The organism is Providencia sp. Je.9.19, from assembly GCF_051129765.1.
Lineage (GTDB): Bacteria > Pseudomonadota > Gammaproteobacteria > Enterobacterales > Enterobacteriaceae > Providencia.
This window is the reverse complement of record NZ_JBCPSS010000004.1, coordinates 157,905-180,316: the sequence shown is the minus strand read 5'-3', so window position 1 is coordinate 180,316 and position 22,412 is coordinate 157,905. Positions and strand designations below refer to the sequence as shown.

Annotated in this window: 19 protein-coding genes; 15 read left to right on the top strand and 4 right to left on the bottom strand. The window is 41.0% G+C overall.

Annotation, left to right across the window (positions count from 1 at the left end; genetic code table 11):
• Positions 1-11 precede the first annotated feature (11 nt).
• The 3 genes from feoB to AAZR93_RS15465 form a co-directional block, all read right to left on the bottom strand.
• The gene (gene feoB / locus AAZR93_RS15475) at positions 12-2,330 is read right to left on the bottom strand and encodes a Fe(2+) transporter permease subunit FeoB (protein WP_294107097.1); all 2,319 of its coding nucleotides are present in this window, start codon (positions 2,328-2,330) and stop codon (positions 12-14) included.
• Between the two features lie 84 nt (positions 2,331-2,414).
• Positions 2,415-2,645, bottom strand: coding sequence for a ferrous iron transporter A (gene feoA / locus AAZR93_RS15470; RefSeq protein ID WP_294107098.1), 231 nt, complete (start codon positions 2,643-2,645; stop codon positions 2,415-2,417).
• Positions 2,646-3,012: 367 nt separating this feature from the next.
• Positions 3,013-5,343 (bottom strand): Tex family protein, encoded by a 2,331-nt coding sequence (locus AAZR93_RS15465; RefSeq protein ID WP_434720319.1) that lies wholly within the window; start codon positions 5,341-5,343, stop codon positions 3,013-3,015.
• Between the two features lie 170 nt (positions 5,344-5,513).
• Between AAZR93_RS15465 and greB the strand changes: the two genes are divergently transcribed.
• The 15 genes from greB (at position 5,514) to hemN (ending at position 21,076) form a co-directional block, all read left to right on the top strand.
• The gene (gene greB / locus AAZR93_RS15460) at positions 5,514-5,999 is read left to right on the top strand and encodes a transcription elongation factor GreB (protein ID WP_434720318.1); all 486 of its coding nucleotides are present in this window, start codon (positions 5,514-5,516) and stop codon (positions 5,997-5,999) included.
• A gap of 117 nt (positions 6,000-6,116) precedes the next feature.
• Positions 6,117-6,836: an osmolarity response regulator transcription factor OmpR gene (gene ompR / locus AAZR93_RS15455; RefSeq protein WP_336430715.1), complete on the top strand. Its 720-nt coding sequence runs from the start codon at positions 6,117-6,119 to the stop codon at positions 6,834-6,836.
• Positions 6,833-8,164, top strand: coding sequence for a two-component system sensor histidine kinase EnvZ (envZ, locus tag AAZR93_RS15450; protein ID WP_336430716.1), 1,332 nt, complete (start codon positions 6,833-6,835; stop codon positions 8,162-8,164). The genes ompR and envZ overlap by 4 nt, the downstream gene beginning before the upstream one ends.
• Before the next feature lie 200 nt (positions 8,165-8,364).
• A complete protein-coding gene (locus AAZR93_RS15445; protein WP_434720317.1) occupies positions 8,365-9,177 on the top strand; it encodes a hypothetical protein in 813 nt (270 codons plus the stop codon).
• Between the two features lie 328 nt (positions 9,178-9,505).
• On the top strand, positions 9,506-10,549 hold the full coding sequence (gene pstS, locus AAZR93_RS15440) for a phosphate ABC transporter substrate-binding protein PstS (RefSeq protein ID WP_294107103.1): 1,044 nt from the start codon (positions 9,506-9,508) through the stop codon (positions 10,547-10,549).
• A gap of 195 nt (positions 10,550-10,744) precedes the next feature.
• A complete protein-coding gene (gene pstC / locus AAZR93_RS15435; protein ID WP_294107187.1) occupies positions 10,745-11,701 on the top strand; it encodes a phosphate ABC transporter permease PstC in 957 nt (318 codons plus the stop codon).
• A 1-nt stretch (position 11,702) separates the two neighbouring features.
• On the top strand, positions 11,703-12,584 hold the full coding sequence (gene pstA, locus AAZR93_RS15430) for a phosphate ABC transporter permease PstA (RefSeq protein WP_294107104.1): 882 nt from the start codon (positions 11,703-11,705) through the stop codon (positions 12,582-12,584).
• Between the two features lie 37 nt (positions 12,585-12,621).
• Positions 12,622-13,398 carry a phosphate ABC transporter ATP-binding protein PstB gene (gene pstB, locus AAZR93_RS15425; RefSeq protein ID WP_336430717.1) on the top strand — a complete coding sequence of 259 codons (777 nt, stop codon included), beginning with the start codon at positions 12,622-12,624 and terminating at the stop codon, positions 13,396-13,398.
• A 13-nt stretch (positions 13,399-13,411) separates the two neighbouring features.
• Entirely contained in the window at positions 13,412-14,125 is a 714-nt protein-coding gene (gene phoU / locus AAZR93_RS15420; RefSeq protein ID WP_294107106.1) for a phosphate signaling complex protein PhoU, read from the top strand.
• Positions 14,126-14,662: 537 nt separating this feature from the next.
• Positions 14,663-15,502 carry an ABC transporter substrate-binding protein gene (locus AAZR93_RS15415; RefSeq protein WP_294107107.1) on the top strand — a complete coding sequence of 280 codons (840 nt, stop codon included), beginning with the start codon at positions 14,663-14,665 and terminating at the stop codon, positions 15,500-15,502.
• A gap of 186 nt (positions 15,503-15,688) precedes the next feature.
• Positions 15,689-16,441: an amino acid ABC transporter permease gene (locus tag AAZR93_RS15410; RefSeq protein WP_294107108.1), complete on the top strand. Its 753-nt coding sequence runs from the start codon at positions 15,689-15,691 to the stop codon at positions 16,439-16,441.
• A gap of 1 nt (position 16,442) precedes the next feature.
• A complete protein-coding gene (locus AAZR93_RS15405) occupies positions 16,443-17,195 on the top strand; it encodes an amino acid ABC transporter permease (protein ID WP_336430718.1) in 753 nt (250 codons plus the stop codon).
• A gap of 186 nt (positions 17,196-17,381) precedes the next feature.
• Positions 17,382-18,716, top strand: coding sequence for an NCS2 family permease (locus AAZR93_RS15400; protein WP_294107110.1), 1,335 nt, complete (start codon positions 17,382-17,384; stop codon positions 18,714-18,716).
• A 200-nt stretch (positions 18,717-18,916) separates the two neighbouring features.
• The gene (gene yihI, locus AAZR93_RS15395) at positions 18,917-19,435 is read left to right on the top strand and encodes a Der GTPase-activating protein YihI (RefSeq protein ID WP_434720316.1); all 519 of its coding nucleotides are present in this window, start codon (positions 18,917-18,919) and stop codon (positions 19,433-19,435) included.
• A 267-nt stretch (positions 19,436-19,702) separates the two neighbouring features.
• A complete protein-coding gene (hemN, locus tag AAZR93_RS15390) occupies positions 19,703-21,076 on the top strand; it encodes an oxygen-independent coproporphyrinogen III oxidase (RefSeq protein WP_434720315.1) in 1,374 nt (457 codons plus the stop codon).
• Between the two features lie 114 nt (positions 21,077-21,190).
• On the opposite strand, the gene ampC is transcribed toward hemN, so the two are convergent.
• The gene (ampC, locus tag AAZR93_RS15385) at positions 21,191-22,324 is read right to left on the bottom strand and encodes a class C beta-lactamase (RefSeq protein ID WP_434720427.1); all 1,134 of its coding nucleotides are present in this window, start codon (positions 22,322-22,324) and stop codon (positions 21,191-21,193) included.
• Positions 22,325-22,412 lie beyond the last annotated feature (88 nt).

Here is a 22,412-nt window from a genome sequence, read left to right as displayed (position 1 = left end):
CATATTTTCCTTTAGTGACAAGCACTACTTGAGCAATCAGAACACTGTTTCGCTGTTTTAGTTTGCAGATTGAGGGTTACTCGACTACGCATACGACGTAGGAGAACAAACAACACAATATTAAATAGAACAACGGCTGCAATGGTAATTAAACTACTTTGTGGATGCTCACTAAATGTTGCGATTTGATAGAATAAAGCTGAAAGGCTATAGGCAACGTTGAGTCCCCAAAGAATAGAGAACATCATCCAACTTTTATTGGTTTCGCGAGCAATCGCACCCATCACCGACACGCAAGGCACATACAGCAAGACGAAAATCAGATAGCTATAAGCCGCAATACCAGAGCCAAATTTAGCCGCCATGGTGCCCATTGAACCGGATTCCATTTCACCATCCCCTTTACTCGCTTCGATAGGGTTGGATAGCGCGCTTAGTGTAAATGTATTTTTTAAACTATCCCAAGTTTCAGAAACGGCATCTTCTAATTCTTCGAGTAAATTAAATGATGCTGCATCGAAAGGTTCCGCAGTAATCGCTTCTGCGGTATACAGTGTATTCAAGGTACCGACCACCACTTCTTTCGCCATTGCACCCGTGATCAACCCAACCGTTGCTTGCCAGTTATCAGCGTGAACACCAATGGGTTGAAGAACCGGAGTAATCACTTTACTTACGGAAGCAAGGGCTGAATCATTAATGCTATCAACAGGTTTACCTGAAAATGAAAAGCTATTGAGTGCGCCAATAAAAATACTGGCAACTACGATGACTTTACCTGCGCGGATCACAAAGCCTTTTAAACGCTGCCAAGTTTGAATCAATAACGTTTTGAGGTGAGGGACATGATAAACCGGCAACTCCATCACAAACGGTGATGCTTCGCCGCGCATGAGCGTATGTTTTAATAACAACCCAGTTAAAATAGCGACCACAATACCGAGAAGGTATAAAGAAAAAACTATACTGGCGCCATTTTTACCAAAGAAAGCGGCAGCGAATACAGCGAAAATAGCGAGTCGTGCACCACATGACATAAAGGGTGCCATTAATACTGTAATCAGTCTTTCCCGTGGAGCATCGAGTGTACGGGCACCCATAATTGATGGGACGTTACAACCAAATCCCACAATCAAAGGCACAAAAGATTTACCCGGTAAGCCCAGTGCTTGCATGAGCCTATCCATCACAAAAGCAGCACGAGCCATATAACCTGAATCTTCTAATAACGATAAGAATAGGTACATCATCCCGATTTGCGGCACTAATGGGAGAACTGTATTGATACCACCACCGACCCCTTGAGCGAGGAAAATGGTTAGCCATTCAGGGAAGTTAAAATAGGCGCCAGTCCATTGAATACCGTGAATAAATATCGCCTCGGATGCACCTTCAAAGAAAGGTTGTAATGCGCCACCAATATTGATGGCTAAGACAAACATCAGGTACATCACGAATAAGAAAACGGGCACACCAAGCCAACGATTCAGAATGTATTTATCAAGTGATTGAGTGAGTTTGTTAGGTTCAGCGGCGCTATTATTAATTGCAGCATTACAAATTGTGGCGATAGATTGATAACGTGCATCCGCAATTAATAATTCAGGTTCTTCATGTAGATGTTCATTTAAGCGTAAGCGAATATCGGCAAGCTGCGTTTCTGAAATATTGGCTCGCTGACGACTATAGATATCGCCTTCTAATATTTGTAAGGATAACCAGCGGCGTTGTTGTTGGCTAAATTGTTGTGCTGAAATTTGTTCTGATAATGAATCGACAGCATCTAATAATTGAGGGGGATATTGGACTAATGCTTGTAGGTTATTTTGTGGTTGGCTATCGATAGCTTTTTTCAGCTTATCAATACCAGTTGCACGGGTGGATACCATTGGAATAACAGGGCATCCGAGTTGTTTCTCTAATTTTTCAATATCGATATCAATATGTTGGCTTTGCGCAATATCCAACATATTCAGCGCAACAATACAAGGTACGCCTAATTCAACTAATTGCAGCGTTAAGTAGAGATTTCGCTCTAAGTTAGAGGCATCAACGACGTTAATTAGCATATCGGCTTCGCCGCTCAAAATGAAATAACAGGCAATCTGTTCATCAAGAGAGGTTTGTTCTGAAATGGTGGTCAGTGAATAGGTGCCAGGAAGATCAACTAGCTCTATTTTATGATCCGCGGTATGGAAGCGGCCAACTTTTCGTTCGACAGTGACACCTGCCCAGTTACCTACCCGTTGGCGCGAACCGGTAAGCTGATTAAAGAGTGTTGTTTTACCGGCGTTGGGATTGCCGATTAGGCCGATAGTGAGTGGTTTCATAGTGTTTGCCAATAAATGTATTTGCCAGTGGAGAGTCTTGCCAATAGTTACAATAAGAATCTTATCGAGACCGATGACTTATTTTTACGCAGTTGGTGTTTCGTCCAGATTCAATAATGCTAAATCTTTTTTACGTAAAACTAAGCTGACTCGATGGGTTTCTATTTGAACAGGGTCACCAAAAGGTGCGACACGAACCACCTTAAATATGGACCCCGGCAATAAGCCAAGGGAAAGTAATTTTTGTCTATAAGCGGGGCTTATCTCTGGTGAGAAACCAAGTATTTTATAACTGCAATGAGGAAGTATAGCCATGTTGCCTTCCAATAATTTTAATGAATAACAATATTGATAATTATTATTAAAATAATAGATGCTTCCGTGATAAATGCGACGAAAAACAAAAATTAATCTAATTAACAATGATAATCATAATCATCTGCCTTTTGTTATATTTAGCCTCTTTTTTCGTCAATTTGGCTTGATATGGATCAACGAAGCGTTGAGTTGACAGTGTTTTGTTGGCGACGATGAGTTTAAGGCGTGAGTAAATATACGGAGTTAGATTTAAACAAAAGATGAGATTTATTAATTTAATTTGTAATTGAATATATTGAAAACTAAACGCTTAATTAATAATCGACCCCATAACTATCATGTTATGGAGCCGATTAATGGATTTTTAACGTTTTTTGCCGAGTGCTGCCGCCAATGCATCACTCATGGCGCTATTGCCGGATGATGCTGAGTTTTGGCGAGATTGGCCTCTAGGCGCAGGTGCTTTACGTGTATTTTTTTCTTGAGCTGGACTCGCATTGCGAGGCGCACTATTTGTGTCCCCAGGTTGTTCGTCTAAACGCATTGTCAGTGCAATACGTTTACGTGGAATATCCACATCGACCACTTTAACTTTGACGATTTCCCCTGTCTTGACGACTTTATGCGGATCTTCAACATAGCTATTGGATAGGGATGAGATGTGTACCAGCCCATCTTGGTGAACGCCGATGTCCACAAATGCCCCGAAGTTAGTGACGTTAGTTACCGTCCCTTCTAAGATCATTCCCGGAGTAAGGTCATTCATGGTTTCGACACCATCGGCAAAGGTGGCCGTTTTAAATTCAGGGCGAGGGTCACGGCCTGGTTTTTCAAGTTCTTTAATAATGTCAGTCACGGTCGGTACACCAAATTGCTCAGTGGTGAATTCACGCGGGCTTAAGCCGTTTAATACTTGTGAGTTACCCATGATTTCTTTTAGTGGCTGGCGGACGACTTCCAGAATTTTTTCCACGATAGGATAGGCTTCAGGGTGGACGGTTGATGCATCCAACGGATTGTTCCCATTGGTGATCCGCAAGAAACCGGCGCATTGTTCAAACGCTTTGGGGCCAAGACGCGCAACTTTTAACAGCTGTTTTCTATCAGCAAACTGGCCATTTTCATCACGCCAATCCACGACATTTTGCGCGATCATTTTACTCAAGCCTGCAACGCGAGTCAGTAGTGGAACTGATGCGGTATTAAGATCAACACCGACTGAGTTTACGCAGTCTTCAACCACTACATCAAGCTTACGCGCTAATTGTGTTTGGCTTACATCATGCTGATATTGGCCTACACCAATTGATTTCGGATCGATTTTAACCAGTTCTGCGAGAGGGTCTTGCAAGCGACGGGCAATGGATACTGCGCCACGTAAGGTCACATCAAGATTTGGAAACTCTAAAGCCGCTAATTCTGATGCCGAGTAAACGGATGCGCCAGCTTCGCTGACAATCACTTTCTGTGCAGTGACACCCGGATACTGATTTTGTACCTCAGCAAAGAAGCGTTCGGTTTCTCTTGATGCTGTCCCGTTACCGATAGCAACAAGCTCAACTTGGTGTTTTTGACACAGCTCTGCCACAATTGTGGCTGATTTTGCTGCTTGTCCAGTATGTGGATAAATTGTATCTGTCGCGATAACTTTACCGGTTGCATCGACAACGGCAACTTTAACACCTGTACGCAAACCTGGATCTAGCCCCATTGTTGCGCGCATACCAGCAGGCGCTGCCATTAGTAAGTCATTGAGATTACGGGCGAAGACATTAATGGCTTCTTCTTCTGCTTTCTCACGCAGTACACTCATGATCTCAGTTTCTAAATGCAGCAACACCTTAACACGCCATGTCCAGCTCACGACGGCCTTACGCCATTGGTCAGCAGGGGCATTATTTAAACGTAGGTCAAGGTGGCGAGTAATAATTTCTTCACAGTAACTTTCTTTTGGTGGCTCCTCAAATTGCGGGTCACAGTTGAGCGAAAGCTGCAAAATTCCTTCATTTCGGCCACGAAACATGGCGAGTGCGCGGTGGGATGGAACTTGGGAAACGGGTTCTTGATGCTTAAAATAATCGCTAAATTTAACGCCTTCTGTTTGTTTGCCATCAGCAACAACAGAAACTAAGTGGGCATTTTTCCATAAATAGTCACGAACTTTAGCTAAAAGTGATGCATCTTCGGCGAAACGCTCCATTAAAATGTATCTTGCACCATCTAAAGCCGCTTTGATATCTGCTACACCGTTGTCTGCATTAATAAAGGTTTGGGCGAGTGTATCAGGTGATTGACTCGGGTCACTCCAAAGCGTATCGGCTAAAGGCTCTAATCCAGCTTCAATGGCAATCTGGCCACGGGTACGGCGCTTAGGTTTGAAGGGTAAATAAAGGTCTTCAAGCTCAGTTTTATTTAAAGTGGTATTAATCGCATTACTGAGCTCAGGCGTGAGTTTACCTTGTTCGTCAATTGATTTAAGAATGGTTTGCTTACGATCGTTGAGTTCTCTTAGGTATCCTAAACGGCTCTCAAGCTGGCGAAGCTGAGTATCGTCCAACCCGCCGGTAACCTCTTTACGATAACGCGAAATAAACGGGACGGTATTACCTTCATCAAGCAGTGTGATGGCAGAAAATACTTGTTTAGGTTGGGTATGCAGCTCAGCTGCAATGATTTGGCTTAGAGTTTCATTCATGTCGTGTTTAAATACCTACTTCAAAGAACGGAAAAAAAATCAATGGCACTGTTATACTTGGTGGTAGAGAGAATTTCCAGAATGAATTTAATTCTATTGGTATGAAAGTCGCAGATTATTTTGTATAAAATATTATAATTAACGGATCAACTTATACATATTTGAAGGTTATGGCGAAAAGTCTATTAATTACACGTGATGGCTGGGATGCCCTTGATAAAGAATTAAAATATCTTTGGAAAGAAGAGCGCCCCATTGTGACTCAGTCTGTCACTGAAGCGGCTGCTCAAGGCGATCGTTCAGAAAATGCGGAATACATTTATGGTAAAAAAAGGCTGCGAGAAATTGATAGACGTGTGCGTTTTTTATCCAAAAGGCTAGACCAACTCAGGATTATTGAACCCGACCCTCGCCAAGAGGGGCGTGTGTTTTTTGGTGCATGGGTTAAACTAGAAGATAAAAATGAAAATATCAGAATATTCCGGTTAGTGGGTGCGGATGAGTTTGATCCAGCCAAACAATGGATTTCGATAGATTCTCCTGTAGCACGAGCCCTGATAGGCAAACAAGTGGATGATGAAATCACTGTTAGCACACCAGGTGGACAAGTTACCTATTTTGTTCTAGAAATAAGCTATAAGCCACTAACCGCATGAAGTGTAAAATGATTCATTAAATCTTAGGTTAATGGTAAATTAGTGAGCATAAATATTATATATGTTCACATTCAATAGAAAAATAATTCTAAAGATGCACATCTTGAGGGCTACACAATGCAGGAAAGTTATAAGGTTCTTGTCGTCGATGATGACATGCGTTTACGTGCACTGCTGGAGCGTTACCTTTCTGAGCAAGGGTTTCAGGTAAGAAGTGCTGCGAATGCAGAACAAATGGATAGGATTTTGACTCGAGAATCCATTCATTTGATCGTATTAGACTTGATGTTACCAGGCGAAGATGGATTATCTATTTGCCGTCGCTTACGCAGCCAAAACAACCCAATTCCTATCATTATGGTAACGGCTAAGGGTGAAGAAGTTGACCGTATCGTTGGTTTAGAAATCGGTGCGGATGACTATATACCTAAGCCTTTCAACCCTCGTGAATTATTGGCTCGAATCCGAGCAGTACTACGCCGTCAAGCAAATGAATTACCGGGTGCGCCATCTCAGGATGATGCTGTTATTACGTTCGGTAAATTTAAACTGAATCTTGGTACTCGTGAAATGTTCCAAGGTGAAGAAAACATGCCGTTGACGAGCGGTGAATTTGCGGTCTTAAAAGTCTTGGTTTCTTACCCAAGAGAGCCATTATCTCGTGATAAACTGATGAGCTTAGCGCGAGGCCGTGAATATAGTGCTATGGAACGTTCTATCGACGTTCAAATCTCTCGTTTACGCCGTATGGTTGAGGAAGATCCTGCGCATCCTCGCTATATTCAAACCGTTTGGGGTTTGGGCTACGTGTTTGTTCCGGATGGTAGTAAAGCATGAAGCGATTGAGGTTCTCACGACGTAGCACATTTTCTCGCTCGTTGTTTTTATTTGTTGCTTTATTGTTTGCTAGTCTTGTGACCAGCTATATGGTCGTGTTGAATTTTGTTGTCATGCCTAGCTTACAACAATTCAATAAAGTGCTGGCTTACGAAGTAAGAACATTAATGACAGAGAAAATGGTTCTACAAGATGGAACCTCAGTTCGAGTATCTCCAGCTCTACGCAAGAAAATCTATAATGAATTAGGTATTACTTTTTATGCACATTCAGCCGCGATGGAAGAAGGATTGAATTGGGCAAAAGAATATGATTTTCTGAGTAAAAATATGTCGGAATATCTCGGCGGCAAAGCAAGTGTTCATCTTGAGCTTGGTCGTGAATACCCGATTTTATGGCTGACGTCTTATCTTGCACCCGATATTTGGGTGCGAGTGCCTTTGACTGAGATCGGTCAAAATCAATTCTCCCTCGTTTTTCGCTATACACTGACTATTTTCCTTACCATTTTTGCGGGTGTTTGGTTGTATATCCGTTATCAAAATAAACCACTGCTTGAATTGGAATACCATGCGGGCGAGGTGGGTAAAGGGGCAAGTTTACCCCCAATGCAGGAAAAAGGTGCCGCAGAGGTTAGGGCTGCAATTCGTTCATTTAATCATATGGCTACCGGTATTAAAACACTGGAAAATGACCGAACTGTATTAATGGCAGGGGTTAGCCATGATTTAAGAACGCCATTGACACGTATTCGTCTCGCCACAGAAATGATGAGTCCAGAAGATAATTATTTGGCAGAATCGATAAATAAAGATATTGAAGAGTGTGACGCGATTATTGGTCAGTTCATGTCTTACCTGAAAACAGGGCAAGAGATGGAAATGGAGTTCTGCGACCTGAATGCTATTTTAATGGAAGCAGTCACGTCTGAAATGAGCGTTGTTGGTGAAATTGAAACTTCACTTGAATCTGGCTCGATGATGGTTAATGGTAATCCATTAGCCATTAAGCGTGCGATTACCAATATGATAGTCAATGCTTATCGTTATGGTAACGGTTGGATTAAGGTCAGTAGCGGCAAAAATGAAGACTCTGTTTGGTTCCAAGTCGAAGATGATGGCATAGGAATCAAAGAAGAAGATATCCAACGCTTATTCCAACCTTTTGTGCAAGGTGAAAAAGCTCGTAGTAATACAGGAACAGGCTTGGGACTTGCCATTATTCGCCGTATTGTTGATGCTCACGAAGGAAACATTGAAATTCATAAAAGTGAGCGCGGTGGATTTGCTATTCGCGCACTCCTACCATTGAAAGAGAAAGAAGAATAATTCAAAAAAAGCAGTTAGCTAAATCTAACTGCGCCTATCGATTTGCTCAATAGTCGTTATCCTCCAATTGTATTCATTCCTAGTTATTCATTCGGTAAAAATAAATATTTATCCTATAAATAATACAATCGTTATCTGAAAGATCTGATGATTGAGTTACTTAGATAATAGTGGTCAATCAAATCATTAGGATCAATATTATGTCGATTATTAATAATTTAGCTAGAGCCATTAAAAAGTCTCAAAATGTAACAGTATTAAGCACCCTTCCATTAGATAGTGAAAAAAAAGTCGCCTTGGTAAAAATGAACAAGGTGATTAATGTTCAAGATGTTTTTATTTCAAGAACTGAAAAAAAATCGAAAAAAGTGACTTGGAGTGATCAGCATACTGAGGTAGTGGGTATTTCACCCAAAAAACAGGTTGAATCGAAGTTATCTTCAACGCCACCTCCGCCGCCAATGCCTTTATCTCTATCACTACTTTCACCAATTTTGAGGTTATCCCAAGATGCTACCTTAGAGAGACCGGAAGGAAAGCGCACTATGGTAAGTCAATCGTCAAAAGGTAAAATTGCTCCAGGTTTATTTGAAGAAATGGCTAAACTTCAAATGTTTAAAGATGCAGGAAAAAAATGTAATAAGCCTGAGTATGCGGCTAAAGCGTTAACCGAAGATATCATCGTATCTTTAAAATCAAAAAAATTAGCCCCTGCGCCTGAAAGAAATAAAGAATCGATTGTTTTTTCTGCGAAAAGTTTAGAAGAGAGTCCTATGTTTAAACAAATCAGGGATAAATATATAAAAGCAGAGTTGGTCGAAGCAAAACGGGCTAAAAACTCGCAGGTAAAACCAATTTTTTCTTCAAAAGAACAAATGGTCATTAATGCAAAAATAGAAACTGAAAAACAAGTAAAGAAAAAAGTCGAAACTGTAACAAAGGATATGATAAGCGAGCTTTCAAGCAAGATAACTGCTCCTAGCCTGCATAAAACAGGTATGAAATTATGGTAACGTAATGCTTATTCTATTTATCACTAAAATAAACTCGCTAATGTGAGTTTATTTTTTATAAAAAAAACATTTTTAAATTTTTTATGACAATGTGTCATTTTTTTTATAGCGTATATCCATTCCTTTATTTTCATATAACTATTTGGTTTTATTGTTATCTTCATTATGTGTCGCTGTTTTTTCTCGCTATAAATACATTGAAAAAATCAACTGTCATAAAACTGTCATAAATATGACATGTTGCTGCAACCAAATTATCTTATTTTCCCTATCGTGACATTCACCCACAATTTAATACTTGATTGTTTCTTACATCCCCGGAGGGATTATGAAAATGATGCGTACCACCCTAACAAGCGTAATGGCAGCAACTTTATCTTTGACTGCAATGTCTTCTTTTGCTGCTACTAACCTGACAGGAGCTGGTGCTACATTCCCTGCTCCGGTTTATGCGAAGTGGGCTGACTCTTATCAGAAAGAAACAGGTAATAAAGTGAACTATCAGGGGATCGGTTCTTCTGGTGGCGTTAAACAAATTAATGCAAAAACCGTTGATTTTGGTGCATCAGATGCGCCATTGACGGATGAAAAATTAAAAGAAGATGGTTTATTCCAATTCCCTACCGTGATTGGTGGCGTGGTTCTTGCTGTAAACGTAAAAGGCATTGAATCAGGTCAATTGACCCTCGATGGTAAAACACTCGGTGATATTTATCTCGGCAAAATCACCAAATGGAATGACCCAGCAATCGTTAAATTAAACCCAAGCGTTAGCCTGCCGGATCAAACAATTGCGGTTGTTAGACGTTCAGATGGTTCAGGTACAACTTTCGTATTCACTAGCTACTTAGCGAAGGTAAGTGCAAGCTGGAAAGAAGAGATTGGCGCTGGTTCGACTGTTAACTGGTCAAAAACAAGTGTTGGCGGTAAAGGTAACGATGGCGTAGCCGCCTTTGTTCAACGTTTACCAGGCTCAATCGGTTATGTTGAATATGCTTACGCAAAACAAAATAATCTTGCGTATACTAAGCTTATCTCAGCAGATGGCGAAGCTGTATCACCAACAGGTGCAAGTTTTAGCGCAGCAGCGAAAAAAGTTGACTGGTCTAAATCATTTGCTCAAGACCTCACTAACCGTGACGGTGCGAATGCATGGCCAATTACATCAACGACATTTATTTTAGTTCACAAAGAACAAGCTAATGCAGAGAAAGGTAAAGCGGTCCTCGATTTCTTCAACTGGGCCTATGATAAAGGCGGCAAACAAGCAGAAGCACTCGACTATGCAGTTTTACCACCTGAAGTCGTAACAGCAGTTCGTGCAGCATGGAAAACAGAAGTTAAAGATAGCCAAGGTAAATCACTGTTCTAAAGTGAGCCTCGGGTTGGCAGTGGCAGGTGGGTGCTGAGGAATAGCATCCACTTTCTATATCCATCATATTTCGAGTTGTTTGGATGTTAGCTTCACTTGCTACCGATATACAGCTCGAATTATTTTGCATATAAACGTCATGAAAATTGTAAATCCTACTGATGATATCGTAGGTGTGAAATGAGAACAAAGCGCATGGCCGAAAAAACAACGGCATTTAAAGCCCCTAGCAAATCAGGTGATGTAATTTTTAGTGCGCTAGTAAAGATGGCTGCACTAATCACTCTGTTAATGCTTGGCGGTATTATTATTTCCCTTATTTTTGCATCTTGGCCGAGTATGCAGAAATTTGGGTTTTCGTTTTTATGGACAAAAGAGTGGGATGCGCCAGCGGAGCAGTTCGGTGCACTTGTGCCTATCTACGGCACCATAGTGACATCACTCATTGCGCTTATCATTGCGGTACCAGTTAGTTTTGGTATTGCCCTGTTTCTAACTGAACTTGCCCCTAACTGGTTAAAGCGCCCATTAGGTATCGCTATTGAGCTTCTGGCTGCAATTCCAAGTATCGTTTACGGTATGTGGGGACTCTTTGTGTTTGCCCCTCTATTTGCTGAATACTTCCAAGAACCTGTCGGCAATGTGATGTCGACTATTCCGATTGTAGGCGAATTATTCACAGGTCCTGCTTTTGGTATTGGTATTTTAGCTGCGGGAATTATCCTCGCTATTATGATCATTCCTTATATTGCCTCCGTAATGCGTGACGTGTTTGAGCAAACACCGGTCATGATGAAAGAATCTGCATACGGTATCGGCTGTACCACATGGGAAGTTATTTGGAACATCGTGTTGCCGTACACCCGAAATGGAGTGATAGGCGGTGTGATGTTAGGCCTTGGGCGTGCACTGGGTGAAACCATGGCGGTTACTTTTGTAATTGGTAATACCTACCAGTTGGATAGCCTTTCATTATTTATGCCGGGCAACAGTATTACCTCTGCGTTGGCGAATGAATTTGCTGAAGCTGAAAGTGGCGTGCATACCGCGGCATTGATGGAGCTTGGATTAATCCTGTTTGTCATTACATTCATTGTGTTAGCAATATCCAAATTGATGGTGATGCGTCTTGCTAAGAGCGAGGGCCGTTAGTATGTCAATCTCTCAGCCAATGGTTGTAAATCAAAAAGAACGTACTCGTCGCCAAGCATGGCGTCGTCAAATTAACCGCATGGCGTTATTTATCTCCATGCTAGCAATGGCTTTCGGTCTGTTTTGGTTAGTGTGGATTTTATTTTCGACAGTAACTAAAGGGATTGATGGAATGTCCATTAATCTATTTACCGAAATGACGCCTCCACCAAACACACCGGGTGGTGGACTTGCAAATGCTATCGTCGGTAGTGGATTATTAATTTTATGGGCAACAGTCATTGGCACACCGCTCGGTATTCTTGCGGGTATTTATTTAGCTGAATATGGTCGTAAATCATGGCTTGCTTCAGTAACTCGTTTTATTAACGACATTTTGTTATCAGCCCCTTCTATTGTGGTTGGCCTGTTTGTTTACACCATTGTGGTGGCTCAAATGCAGCACTTCTCTGGTTGGGCGGGTGTTATTGCATTGGCGTTATTGCAAATTCCGATCGTTATCCGTACTACTGAAAATATGTTGAAGTTAGTACCGGATAGTCTGCGTGAAGCTGCATATGCGCTAGGTACGCCAAAATGGAAAATGATTTTATCGATTACGTTAAAAGCATCTGTATCCGGGATTATTACGGGGATTTTGCTAGCAATCGCACGTATTGCGGGAGAAACCGCGCCGCTACTGTTTACTTCACTGTCTAATCAGTTCTGGAGTACAGATATGAGCGAACCGATTGCTAACTTACCTGTGACTATTTTTAAATTCGCGATGAGTCCATTCTCAGAATGGCAGCATTTAGCATGGGCAGGGGTGCTTCTTATCACCTTATGCGTTTTGTTAATTAATATCATTGCACGCGTTGTGTTTGCACAGAAAAAACACTAGCCCCGGATTGAACAGAGATTTATAGAGAGAAGTAGCCATGATCAAAGCAAACGAAATTGAAAATTGTAAGATTCAAGTACGTGACCTTAACTTTTACTATGGAAAGTTTCAGGCACTGAAAAATATCTCATTAGATATTGAAAAGAATAAAGTCACCGCCTTCATTGGCCCGTCAGGTTGCGGTAAATCCACACTGCTGCGTACGTTCAATAAAATGTACGAGTTATACGGTGAGCAGCGTGCAGAAGGGCAAATTTTACTGGATGGTCAAAATATTCTGACTGATAAACAAGACATTGCATTATTGCGTGCGCAGGTTGGTATGGTATTCCAAAAGCCAACGCCATTTCCAATGTCTATTTACGATAACATCGCTTTTGGTGTTCGCTTATTTGAGAAATTGTCTCGTGTTGATATGGACGAGCGTGTGCAATGGGCGCTAACGAAAGCTGCGTTGTGGAACGAAACCAAAGATAAGTTACACCAAAGTGGTTATAGCTTATCAGGTGGTCAGCAACAACGTTTATGTATTGCGCGTGGCATTGCCATTCGCCCTGAGGTTTTATTGCTTGATGAGCCTTGCTCAGCGCTTGACCCAATTTCAACGGGTCGAATTGAAGAATTAATTAGCGAATTAAAATCAGAATACACCGTCGTTATCGTGACCCACAATATGCAACAAGCAGCACGTTGTTCTGATTACACTGCATTTATGTACCTCGGTGAATTGATTGAGTTTAATCACACCGACAAAATGTTTACTACCCCAGAAATGAAACAAACTGAAGATTATATTACTGGCCGCTACGGTTGATATGGAGCCGACGATGGATACGCTGAATCACAATAAACATATATCTGGGCAGTTCAATGCTGAACTGGAACATATCCATACTGAGTTGATGACGATGGGAGGGTTGGTCGAAGAACAACTCACCAAAGCTATCACGGCAATGCATAATCAGGATGAAGCCCTAGCGCGTGAAGTTATCGAAAACGATCACAAAGTCAATATGATGGAAGTGTCTATCGATGAAGAATGCATCAAAATCATTGCTAAGCGCCAGCCCACGGCGAGCGACTTGCGTTTGATTATGGCGATTTCAAAAACTATTGCCGAGCTAGAAAGAATTGGTGATGTTGCTGATAAAATTTGCCAGACAGCATTGGAAAAATTCTCACATCAACATCAACCCTTGTTGATTAGTTTAGAGTCATTAGGGCGTCACACGATACAAATGCTTCATGATGTATTAGATGCATTTGCACGTATGGACGTGGAAGAAGCTGTCCGTATTTATCGTGAAGATGAAAAAGTTGATCAAGAGTACGAAGGTATTGTTCGTCAATTGATGACTTACATGATGGAAGACCCACGCACGATCCCAAGTGTTTTAACGGCGTTATTTTGTGCGCGCTCAATTGAGCGTATCGGTGACCGCTGCCAAAATATTTGTGAATTTATTTTCTATTATGTTAAAGGGCAGGATTTCCGTCATGTGGGTGGGGATAATTTAGAGAAGATGCTGACGAGTAAATAACTCATCATACTTTGAGTCGCAGCGGTGTTGGCTTCATTCACTAACCCTAGTCACATACTTGTGTATGCTTCTAGGGCTTAGTTTCATTTGCCGCCTTGCTGCAACTCAAATTATTTTGAGTATTTTTAACGTATTGAATACTTGTCATATTTCGTACTATAGCAGTGTTGGCTTCATTCACTAACCCTAGTCACATACTTATGTATGTTTCTAGGGCTTAGTTTCATACTGCTAAATTATTTAAAGCATGAGTAATGCAATTTTTTTGAAAAACGTTGAAGCTCCCCATGCTTTGAGCTGTAACTGCGTTTTTTAGAGTATTAGTCACTTATTCAATGATTCGTTTTCTTCTCGCTCAATAAGCGATCTATATGGTGTAAGCCATATTTAGGGCACCCAGTGGGTTTTGCCCTTTTTTTATTATCTTTGTTATTCCATTTGGTTATAAATATATTATCTAATATTATTTCCGGTGCTAAGCATTAATTGATAGCTTGTGATGGTCGATTTACAAAAACTTACCGTCTGAGGTGTTCAATGAAAGCTCGTATTCTTACTACCGTATTACTTACAGGTCTGGCGCTGACAGCGAATATCGCGAGTGCGGACAAATTAGATGATATTAAAAAGGCGGGAGTTGTTCGTATTTCTGTTTTTGATAGTAATCCTCCGTTTGGGTTTATTGATCCACAAACTAAAAAATTAGCAGGTTATGATATTGATATTGCCCAGGCAGTCGCTGATGATTTAGGTGTTAAATTAGAATTGCGTCCAACGAACCCTGCAAATCGTATTCCTCTGCTAAGCTCAGGCAAAGTTGACTTGATTGGTGCTAACTTCACCATCACTGATGAGCGTGCAAAACAGGTTGATTTTACTATCCCTGATTTTGCGACAGGCCAAAAATTTATCGCACGTAAAGGTGTTTTGAAAACGCCAGATGATATCAAACCACTGCGTATTGGCGCTGACAAAGGCACCGTACAGGAAGTGACTTTGCGTGAGCGTTTCCCTGATACTAAAGTCATTTCCTATGATGACACCCCGCAAGCCTTCGCAGCACTACGTAATGGTAACGTACAAGCTATCACTCAGGATGATGCGAAATTAGTTGGTTTGCTTGGTAATTTACCCGAAAAGGTAAAAGTAGATTTCGAAATCTCACCATTTAGTCTGACAAAAGAGTATCAAGCGCTGGCAACAAACAAAGGTGAAGATCGTTTGGTGGAAAGCGTAAATCAAACTCTGTTGAAATTGGAAAAAGAGGGTAAAGCGCAAGTAATCTATGACCGTTGGTTTGGTCCAGAAACGAAAGCCGCACAGCCTCGTGGTGATTTTAAATTTGCACCGCTGAGCCAACAACAGCCTCAGTCATAATCAATCAACATGATGTTGTATTCACTTAATGCTAGTTGATGTGACACATTGAGATGAAAGGTTAGATAAATAGATACCCCGCAAATGTCGCGGGGTTCTTGATTATACAGGCCATACTGTAAGTTGCATGGGCGTTAGCACCTTAAAGTATTAAGTGTATTGGTGTGAAAGAAGTAGGTATTTATTATGTTTGAGAAATTTTTTAGCGATGACTTTTGGTCTGCAAACTTACTGGCACCCCAATACCTTGAGTGGTTTGGCTATGGATTTTTACTCACAGTCTGGATCTCGGTTTGTACTATTATTGCCTCTACGCTATTAGGTTTCATCGTTGCATCTGCAAAGGACAGCCAAATAGCCCCGCTACGTTGGTTAGTGACGCTCTATATTTCAATTTTTCGTAACACACCTTTGCTCGTGCAGTTGTTTTTTTGGTATTTTGCTTCAGGTGAGATTTTGCCATCGTCGGCGATGGAGTGGCTGAATACGCCTCATACGGTGACATTACTGGGGATGACTCTTGGTTGGCCATCGTTTGAATTTTTAGCTGGATTTGTGGGTTTAACCCTATATACCGTACCTTTCATTGCAGAAGAAGTGCGCGCGGGTATTCGTGGTGTACGCCAAGGGCAAAAATATGCGGCTTTTGCTTTAGGGCTGACATCTTGGCAAGCGATGAAATTAGTCGTTCTACCACAAGCCGTAAAAATTGCCATGCCACCGCTGCTTGGCCAATATATGAATGTGGTGAAAAATTCATCACTGACAATGGCGATTGGCGTCGCTGAGCTTTCATACGTTTCTCGCCAAGTCGATAGTCAAACACTGAAAACCTTCACCGCCTTTGGCGTTGCGACGGTGCTATATATTGCCATTATCGCATTGATGGAAGCTTGGGGTCAGTGGCGTCAACAGCGTAATTTAGCGCAAGGGGTATAAAATGGACTTTTCAGTTATCGAGCAAAATTGGCAATACCTACTTTTTGGTGCTTACCCTGATGGCCCACTAGAAGGGGCGGCTTTGACGCTGGTTATTAGCATACTTGCTGGTGGCGCATCTATCATTTTAGGTACTTTAGCCGGTATCGCATTGGCAATGTTACGCGGCTTTTGGATGAATGTTTTCGCGGCTATTCTTGGCTTTTTCCGCGCTATTCCCGTTATTATGCTGATCTTCTGGACCTATTTCTTGTTACCCATTTTACTGGGAACGGAGATCCCCGGGATCACTACCGTCGTTTGTGCGCTGGCATTGATCACCTCTGCTTATTTAGCCCATGCAGTGAAAGCAGGAATATTGGCGATAGGTAAAGGGCAATGGCAAGCGGGTATGTCATTAGGGCTTAATCGCTGGCAATCGCTGTTCTATATTGTTTTACCACAGGCCTTACGCATGATGGTGCCGTCGTTTATCAACCAATGGATAGCATTAATTAAAGATACTTCTTTAGCTTATATTGTCGGGGTAGCGGAACTATCATTTTTGGCAACACAAGTTAATAACCGTGAAATGGTTTATCCTCTTGAAGTATTCCTATTTGTTGCCTTTATCTATTTTGTCATGTGTTTGAGCATTGAAATTGCAGCGAATGTGATTGCAAAGAAATTGAGTAACCAAAATGTACCACATAAGTTAGCAGCGAAACGTAAACTCCTGTTTTGGCGTAGACAAAAACTGCTCGCGTTATCCTGATTATCTTAAAATAGCGGCGTGATCGTCGCTATCTCATTCAAAAATTTATCTTTAGTTGATTATTCAAATTCATCACGTTGTATCAGTAAGTTAGGGTTTTTTTGGTCTTAAAGTTCACGCAATCGTTTTCTTTTCTCAATTTTAACGGTAGTATGAGTCGAAAAAAACTTTTTTTAGGCGCATCTAATGAGTAATCAATCTTCTGGCTCGACATCACAACAGAGCTTGTTTCAGCGTGTTTTTAAGCTACAAGAACACGGCACGACGGCGAAAACAGAGGTCGTTGCAGGCTGTACGACTTTCCTGACGATGGTATATATCGTATTTGTTAACCCACAAATTTTGTCTATTGCTGGCATGGATATCAAAGCGGTTTTTGTTACCACTTGCTTAATTGCGGCGATAGGTAGCATCTTTATGGGGATATTGGCTAATTTGCCTATTGCAGTCGCACCTGCGATGGGATTGAATGCCTTCTTCGCTTTTGTGGTTGTTGGTGCTATGGGCTACTCATGGGAAGTGGCGATGGGGGCTGTATTTTGGGGTGCCGTCGGTTTATTTATCCTCACTTTATTTCGTATTCGTTATTGGATTATTGCTAATATTCCTCTGAGTTTGCGTGTCGGTATTACCAGTGGTATTGGTTTGTTTATTGCCATGATGGGGTTGAAAAACTCCGGTATTATCGTGGCTAACCCAGATACTTTAGTATCTATCGGTAATTTAACGCATCACAATGTTTGGTTGGGCGCACTCGGCTTTTTTATTATTGCCATCTTAGCCGCTCGTAATATCCATGCTGCGGTATTGGTTTCTATTGCGGTGACAACGCTGATTGGTTTAGCCCTTGGCGATGTGAAATTTAGTGGTATTTTTTCTATGCCGCCAAGTATCACTAGTGTTGTTGGGCAAGTTGATTTTAGTGGCTCATTTGATCTCGCACTCTCCGGTGTTATTTTTTCCTTCATGTTAGTTAACCTGTTTGATTCCTCTGGCACAATGATTGGTGTAACGGATAAAGCGGGGATTACTAATGAACGCGGTACTTTCCCTCGCATGAAGCAGGCATTATATGTTGATAGTTTAAGCTCCGTTGCGGGTTCAGCAATGGGAACGTCATCCGTTACCGCTTATATTGAAAGCTCATCAGGTGTTTCTGTTGGCGGTCGTACCGGACTGACTGCGGTCGTTGTCGGCATTTTGTTCTTATTGACCATGTTTATATCACCACTAGCCGGTATGGTTCCTGCTTATGCAACCGCAGGTGCGTTGATTTATGTTGGTGTGCTGATGACATCAAGCCTAACTCGCGTGAAGTGGGATGATTTGACTGAATCTGTTCCTGCATTTATTACCGCAGTGATGATGCCATTTAGCTTTTCAATTACCGAAGGTATCGCATTAGGCTTTATTGCTTACTGTGCCATGAAAATTGGTACTGGCCGTTGGCGTGATCTTGGTTTGTGTGTTGTTTTAGTGGCTATTTTATTTTTATTGAAAATGATACTGGTCGACGCTTAATTACCTCCTTTATTTAACGGCCTCAAATTCTGGGGCCGTTTTTCCCATTAGGGCAAAATCGCGCTATAATCAATCATGTACTGTTATGAGTTATCAAGCGGATAAAAAAAATCTACTTTAATTGCAAAGCAGTGCTTTCGCCGCTTGAGGGATTCTGCTAGATTCCGCAGCAGAAACTGACTTTATCAAGGTATCAGACCATGAATTCACCAAAAAAACCGACAAGTAAAACCAAAAAAAAATACCGTAAAACGACCGCTGAATTGAATGCTGAAGGTCGTGAACGTAAGCACGATAAAAAACATCGTGGTAACAAATCCGGTAGTCGTAACCAAGACAAACCTGCAAATGGTCAAAATAACGGTCAAAATAATGTGGTAGACCCACGTTTGGGCAGTAAAAAACCAGTGGCTTTGATTCTCGATGGAAATCAACCCAAGGCAGCGCCGGTTGTGGTAAAACAACCAATAGTGAAAGAAAAGCTCTCTCCTGAGAAAGAGTTAGAGATGTTAGAAAGTGATGATCGCTTAGACGGCCTTTTAGCTCGTTTAGAAGATGGTGAAACGATAACTGAAAAAGAGCAAAAATATATTGATACTTGTTTAGATCGTATCGATGAGCTGATGAAGCAGTTGGGTATTGAGTTTAGCGATGAAGAAGAAAACGAAGAGGAAGAAGACAAACTAGATGACATTATGCGCATCTTAAAAAGTAAATAATCCTCCTTTAATGTTTCCTCTCGTTTTACACGAGGGGAAATAATGCCTATTTTCCCCTAAACTACTTTTCTTTGATGTTACATCAAGTCTCTTTTTCATAACAATACTATACTCGTCATACTTAAAGTTGCGGTGTTGTCGCCTAGCTGCCTTTTGAATTATTTAGAGTATATAATCTACTCACCTATAAATATCGCCTAATAAAAAATCTAAATAAGGCGCAATCCAAAGTTTGGTTTTGAGCTATTGGTCAATTGAGGAATGTTAATGTCAGAGCAAAATATCGTTTGGGATCTTTCTCTCATCCAAAAATATAATTATTCAGGGCCACGCTATACATCGTATCCAACGGCTTTAGAATTCAATCAAGAATATGATGAGAAAGCGTTTATTAGTGCGACAGAGCGCTATCCCGAGCGCCCATTATCTCTTTATGTGCATATTCCTTTTTGTCATAAGCTTTGCTATTTCTGTGGTTGTAATAAATTGGTGACTCGGCAAAAACATAAAGCTGATGAATATTTACAAGTGATAGAAAAGGAAATTATTCAGCGAGCCGCATTATTGAAAAATCGTACCGTCAGCCAAATGCATTGGGGCGGAGGTACACCAACCTATCTAGATAAAACGCAAGTCAGTCATTTAGTCGCTTTGTTAAAAACACATTTCCATTTTGCTGATGATGTGGAAATGTCGATTGAAATCGACCCTCGTGAAATTGAATTAGACATGATTGACCATTTACGTCATGAAGGGTTTAATCGTTTAAGCATGGGTGTGCAGGACTTTAATAAAGAAGTACAACGTCTCGTCAACCGCGAACAAGATGAAGACTTTATTTTTGCTTTAATCAAGCGAGCAAAAGAAACCGGTTTTACCTCTACAAGTATTGATTTGATTTATGGTTTACCGAAACAAACACCAGAAAGTTTTGCTTTTACACTGAAGAAAGTCGCGGAATTATCGCCAGATCGCTTAAGTGTATTTAATTATGCACATTTACCAAATCTATTTGCTGCACAGCGCAAAATTAAAGATGAAGATTTACCTTCCGCAGAGCAAAAACTTGATATTTTGCAAGAAACTATCGCGACACTGACCTCCGATGGTTATCAGTTTATCGGAATGGATCACTTTGCACGCCCACAAGATGAGCTAGCGATTGCACAGCGTGAAGGAATATTACATCGTAATTTCCAAGGCTATACTACCCAAGGGGATTGTGATTTATTAGGTTTAGGTGTCTCAGCCATCAGTATGTTGGGTGATAACTACGCGCAAAACCAAAAAGATTTAAAAACGTATTATGCACAGGTAGAACAACAAGGTCAGGCACTCTGGCGTGGATTAGCATTGACACATGATGATTGCATCCGTCGTGATGTGATTAAGTTGTTGATTTGTAATTTCCAACTTAATTTTTCACAGGTCGAAGAGATGTATCCTATCGATTTTAAAGTTTATTTTGCAGAGGATTTAGAACTGTTAAAACCGATGGCAGATGATGGATTAATTGAATTGAGCGAAGCAGGTATTAAAGTGACCCCACAAGGGCGTTTATTGATCCGCAATATTTGTATGTGTTTTGATGTTTATCTGAGGAGTCAGATGAGGCAGCGGCAGTTTTCACGCGTTATTTAAGGCTCGTCATATTTTGAACTGTAGCGGTGCTGGCTATGCTGACTAAAGATTAGTTTCACTTGCCGCCTTGCTACAGTCCAAACTATTTAGAGCATGATAATCAAAGATTCAAAACTAATGGTCTATTTTTTCCAATATCTGATAGGTGGCAGATATGCGCTCAGGTATTGGATACCATTTATTGGAAAGTATCACTACAGCGATTTGGCTTTCGGGGATAAACATCGCATAGGTGGCAAATCCGTTGGTTGAACCAGTTTTATTATAGTAAGCACGGGTTTCAGGTGCTAGAGCGGGTTGAATTAATTCTACTTTGTGTGGCTCAAGCGCCATTTCATTTCTATTACCTTGCTGCAATTGCGCAAGGGATACCGGCCACGGATAACTTTCCCACATCATATCTTGGACGAAAGAATCCGTTGAATAAACACCTGTATGCGTATCTTCAGCCGCTTCTAGCCAAGGCTTAGCCACTTTCGTCACCTGCATATTGATATCTAGAAAGCGAATCAAATCTTGGGCTGTTGATTTCAAGCCATAAGCTTCAGCATCTAATATTTCGGGTGTTACTCTAACGGGCTGATCTTTCTTATCATAACCTTGCGAATAATTCTTTTGTTGGTCTTTAGGTACATGAATATAAGTATGTTTTAGACCAAGTGCAGGCAACATTAGATTTTCCATGGCGTCGGAAAATGTCATATCTAATTGTTTTGCAGTCACAATACCTAATAAGCCAACACCCAAGTTTGAATATGAGCGGTATTGACCGATATTTTTCTCAGGTTTCCATTGTTGATAATAACGGATTAGCTCAGCGCTGTTTGTGACTGTATTAGGTACAAATATTGATAGCCCTGAGGTATGAGTTGCAAGATTCATAACGGTGACATTATCAAAAGCCGAGTTTTTCAGTTCAGGTATGTAATGGCTAACTTTTTGTGAAAAATCGAGCTTTCCTTGTCCCTGTGCATAAGTGGCAAGTGTGGCGGTGAAGGTTTTTGATAATGAGCCTATTTCATATAACGTGTTATCACTAACTGGAACTTTAGTTTGTTTTGATTGCACACCATAGTGGTAAATAGTGTGTTTACCCGCAATAGAAACAGCGACTGACATGCCAGGGATCTGCTGTTGTTCCATTAATGGTTTAATTATCTCATCCATTTCTTGTTGTGTTAGAGCCAAAGCGGAAATTGAGGTAAAAGCCAAACTTAGGGCGAGAAATACTCGTCCTTGACGAAAAATAGTTTTCATAAGGTTATTTATCCAAAGAGAAAGTTTAGGTTATTGCTAATTAAATACAGGAAATCACTATTTAGCTGTTTCGAAGTAC

Excerpts from the sequence above, each read along its gene's own strand:
- AAZR93_RS15445 (WP_434720317.1), top strand. The coding sequence starts at position 8,365 with ATGTCGATTATTAATAATTTAGCTAGAGCCATTAAAAAGTCTCAAAAT.
- pstS (WP_294107103.1), top strand. The coding sequence starts at position 9,506 with ATGAAAATGATGCGTACCACCCTAACAAGCGTAATGGCAGCAACTTTA.
- yihI (WP_434720316.1), top strand. The coding sequence starts at position 18,917 with ATGAATTCACCAAAAAAACCGACAAGTAAAACCAAAAAAAAATACCGT.
- AAZR93_RS15415 (WP_294107107.1), top strand. The coding sequence starts at position 14,663 with ATGAAAGCTCGTATTCTTACTACCGTATTACTTACAGGTCTGGCGCTG.
- feoB (WP_294107097.1), bottom strand. The coding sequence starts at position 2,330 with ATGAAACCACTCACTATCGGCCTAATCGGCAATCCCAACGCCGGTAAA.
- hemN (WP_434720315.1), top strand. The coding sequence starts at position 19,703 with ATGTCAGAGCAAAATATCGTTTGGGATCTTTCTCTCATCCAAAAATAT.
- AAZR93_RS15410 (WP_294107108.1), top strand. The coding sequence starts at position 15,689 with ATGTTTGAGAAATTTTTTAGCGATGACTTTTGGTCTGCAAACTTACTG.
- pstC (WP_294107187.1), top strand. The coding sequence starts at position 10,745 with ATGGCCGAAAAAACAACGGCATTTAAAGCCCCTAGCAAATCAGGTGAT.
- feoA (WP_294107098.1), bottom strand. The coding sequence starts at position 2,645 with ATGGCTATACTTCCTCATTGCAGTTATAAAATACTTGGTTTCTCACCA.
- pstA (WP_294107104.1), top strand. The coding sequence starts at position 11,703 with ATGTCAATCTCTCAGCCAATGGTTGTAAATCAAAAAGAACGTACTCGT.
- envZ (WP_336430716.1), top strand. The coding sequence starts at position 6,833 with ATGAAGCGATTGAGGTTCTCACGACGTAGCACATTTTCTCGCTCGTTG.
- phoU (WP_294107106.1), top strand. The coding sequence starts at position 13,412 with ATGGATACGCTGAATCACAATAAACATATATCTGGGCAGTTCAATGCT.
- ompR (WP_336430715.1), top strand. The coding sequence starts at position 6,117 with ATGCAGGAAAGTTATAAGGTTCTTGTCGTCGATGATGACATGCGTTTA.
- greB (WP_434720318.1), top strand. The coding sequence starts at position 5,514 with ATGGCGAAAAGTCTATTAATTACACGTGATGGCTGGGATGCCCTTGAT.
- AAZR93_RS15465 (WP_434720319.1), bottom strand. The coding sequence starts at position 5,343 with ATGAATGAAACTCTAAGCCAAATCATTGCAGCTGAGCTGCATACCCAA.
- AAZR93_RS15405 (WP_336430718.1), top strand. The coding sequence starts at position 16,443 with ATGGACTTTTCAGTTATCGAGCAAAATTGGCAATACCTACTTTTTGGT.
- AAZR93_RS15400 (WP_294107110.1), top strand. The coding sequence starts at position 17,382 with ATGAGTAATCAATCTTCTGGCTCGACATCACAACAGAGCTTGTTTCAG.
- pstB (WP_336430717.1), top strand. The coding sequence starts at position 12,622 with ATGATCAAAGCAAACGAAATTGAAAATTGTAAGATTCAAGTACGTGAC.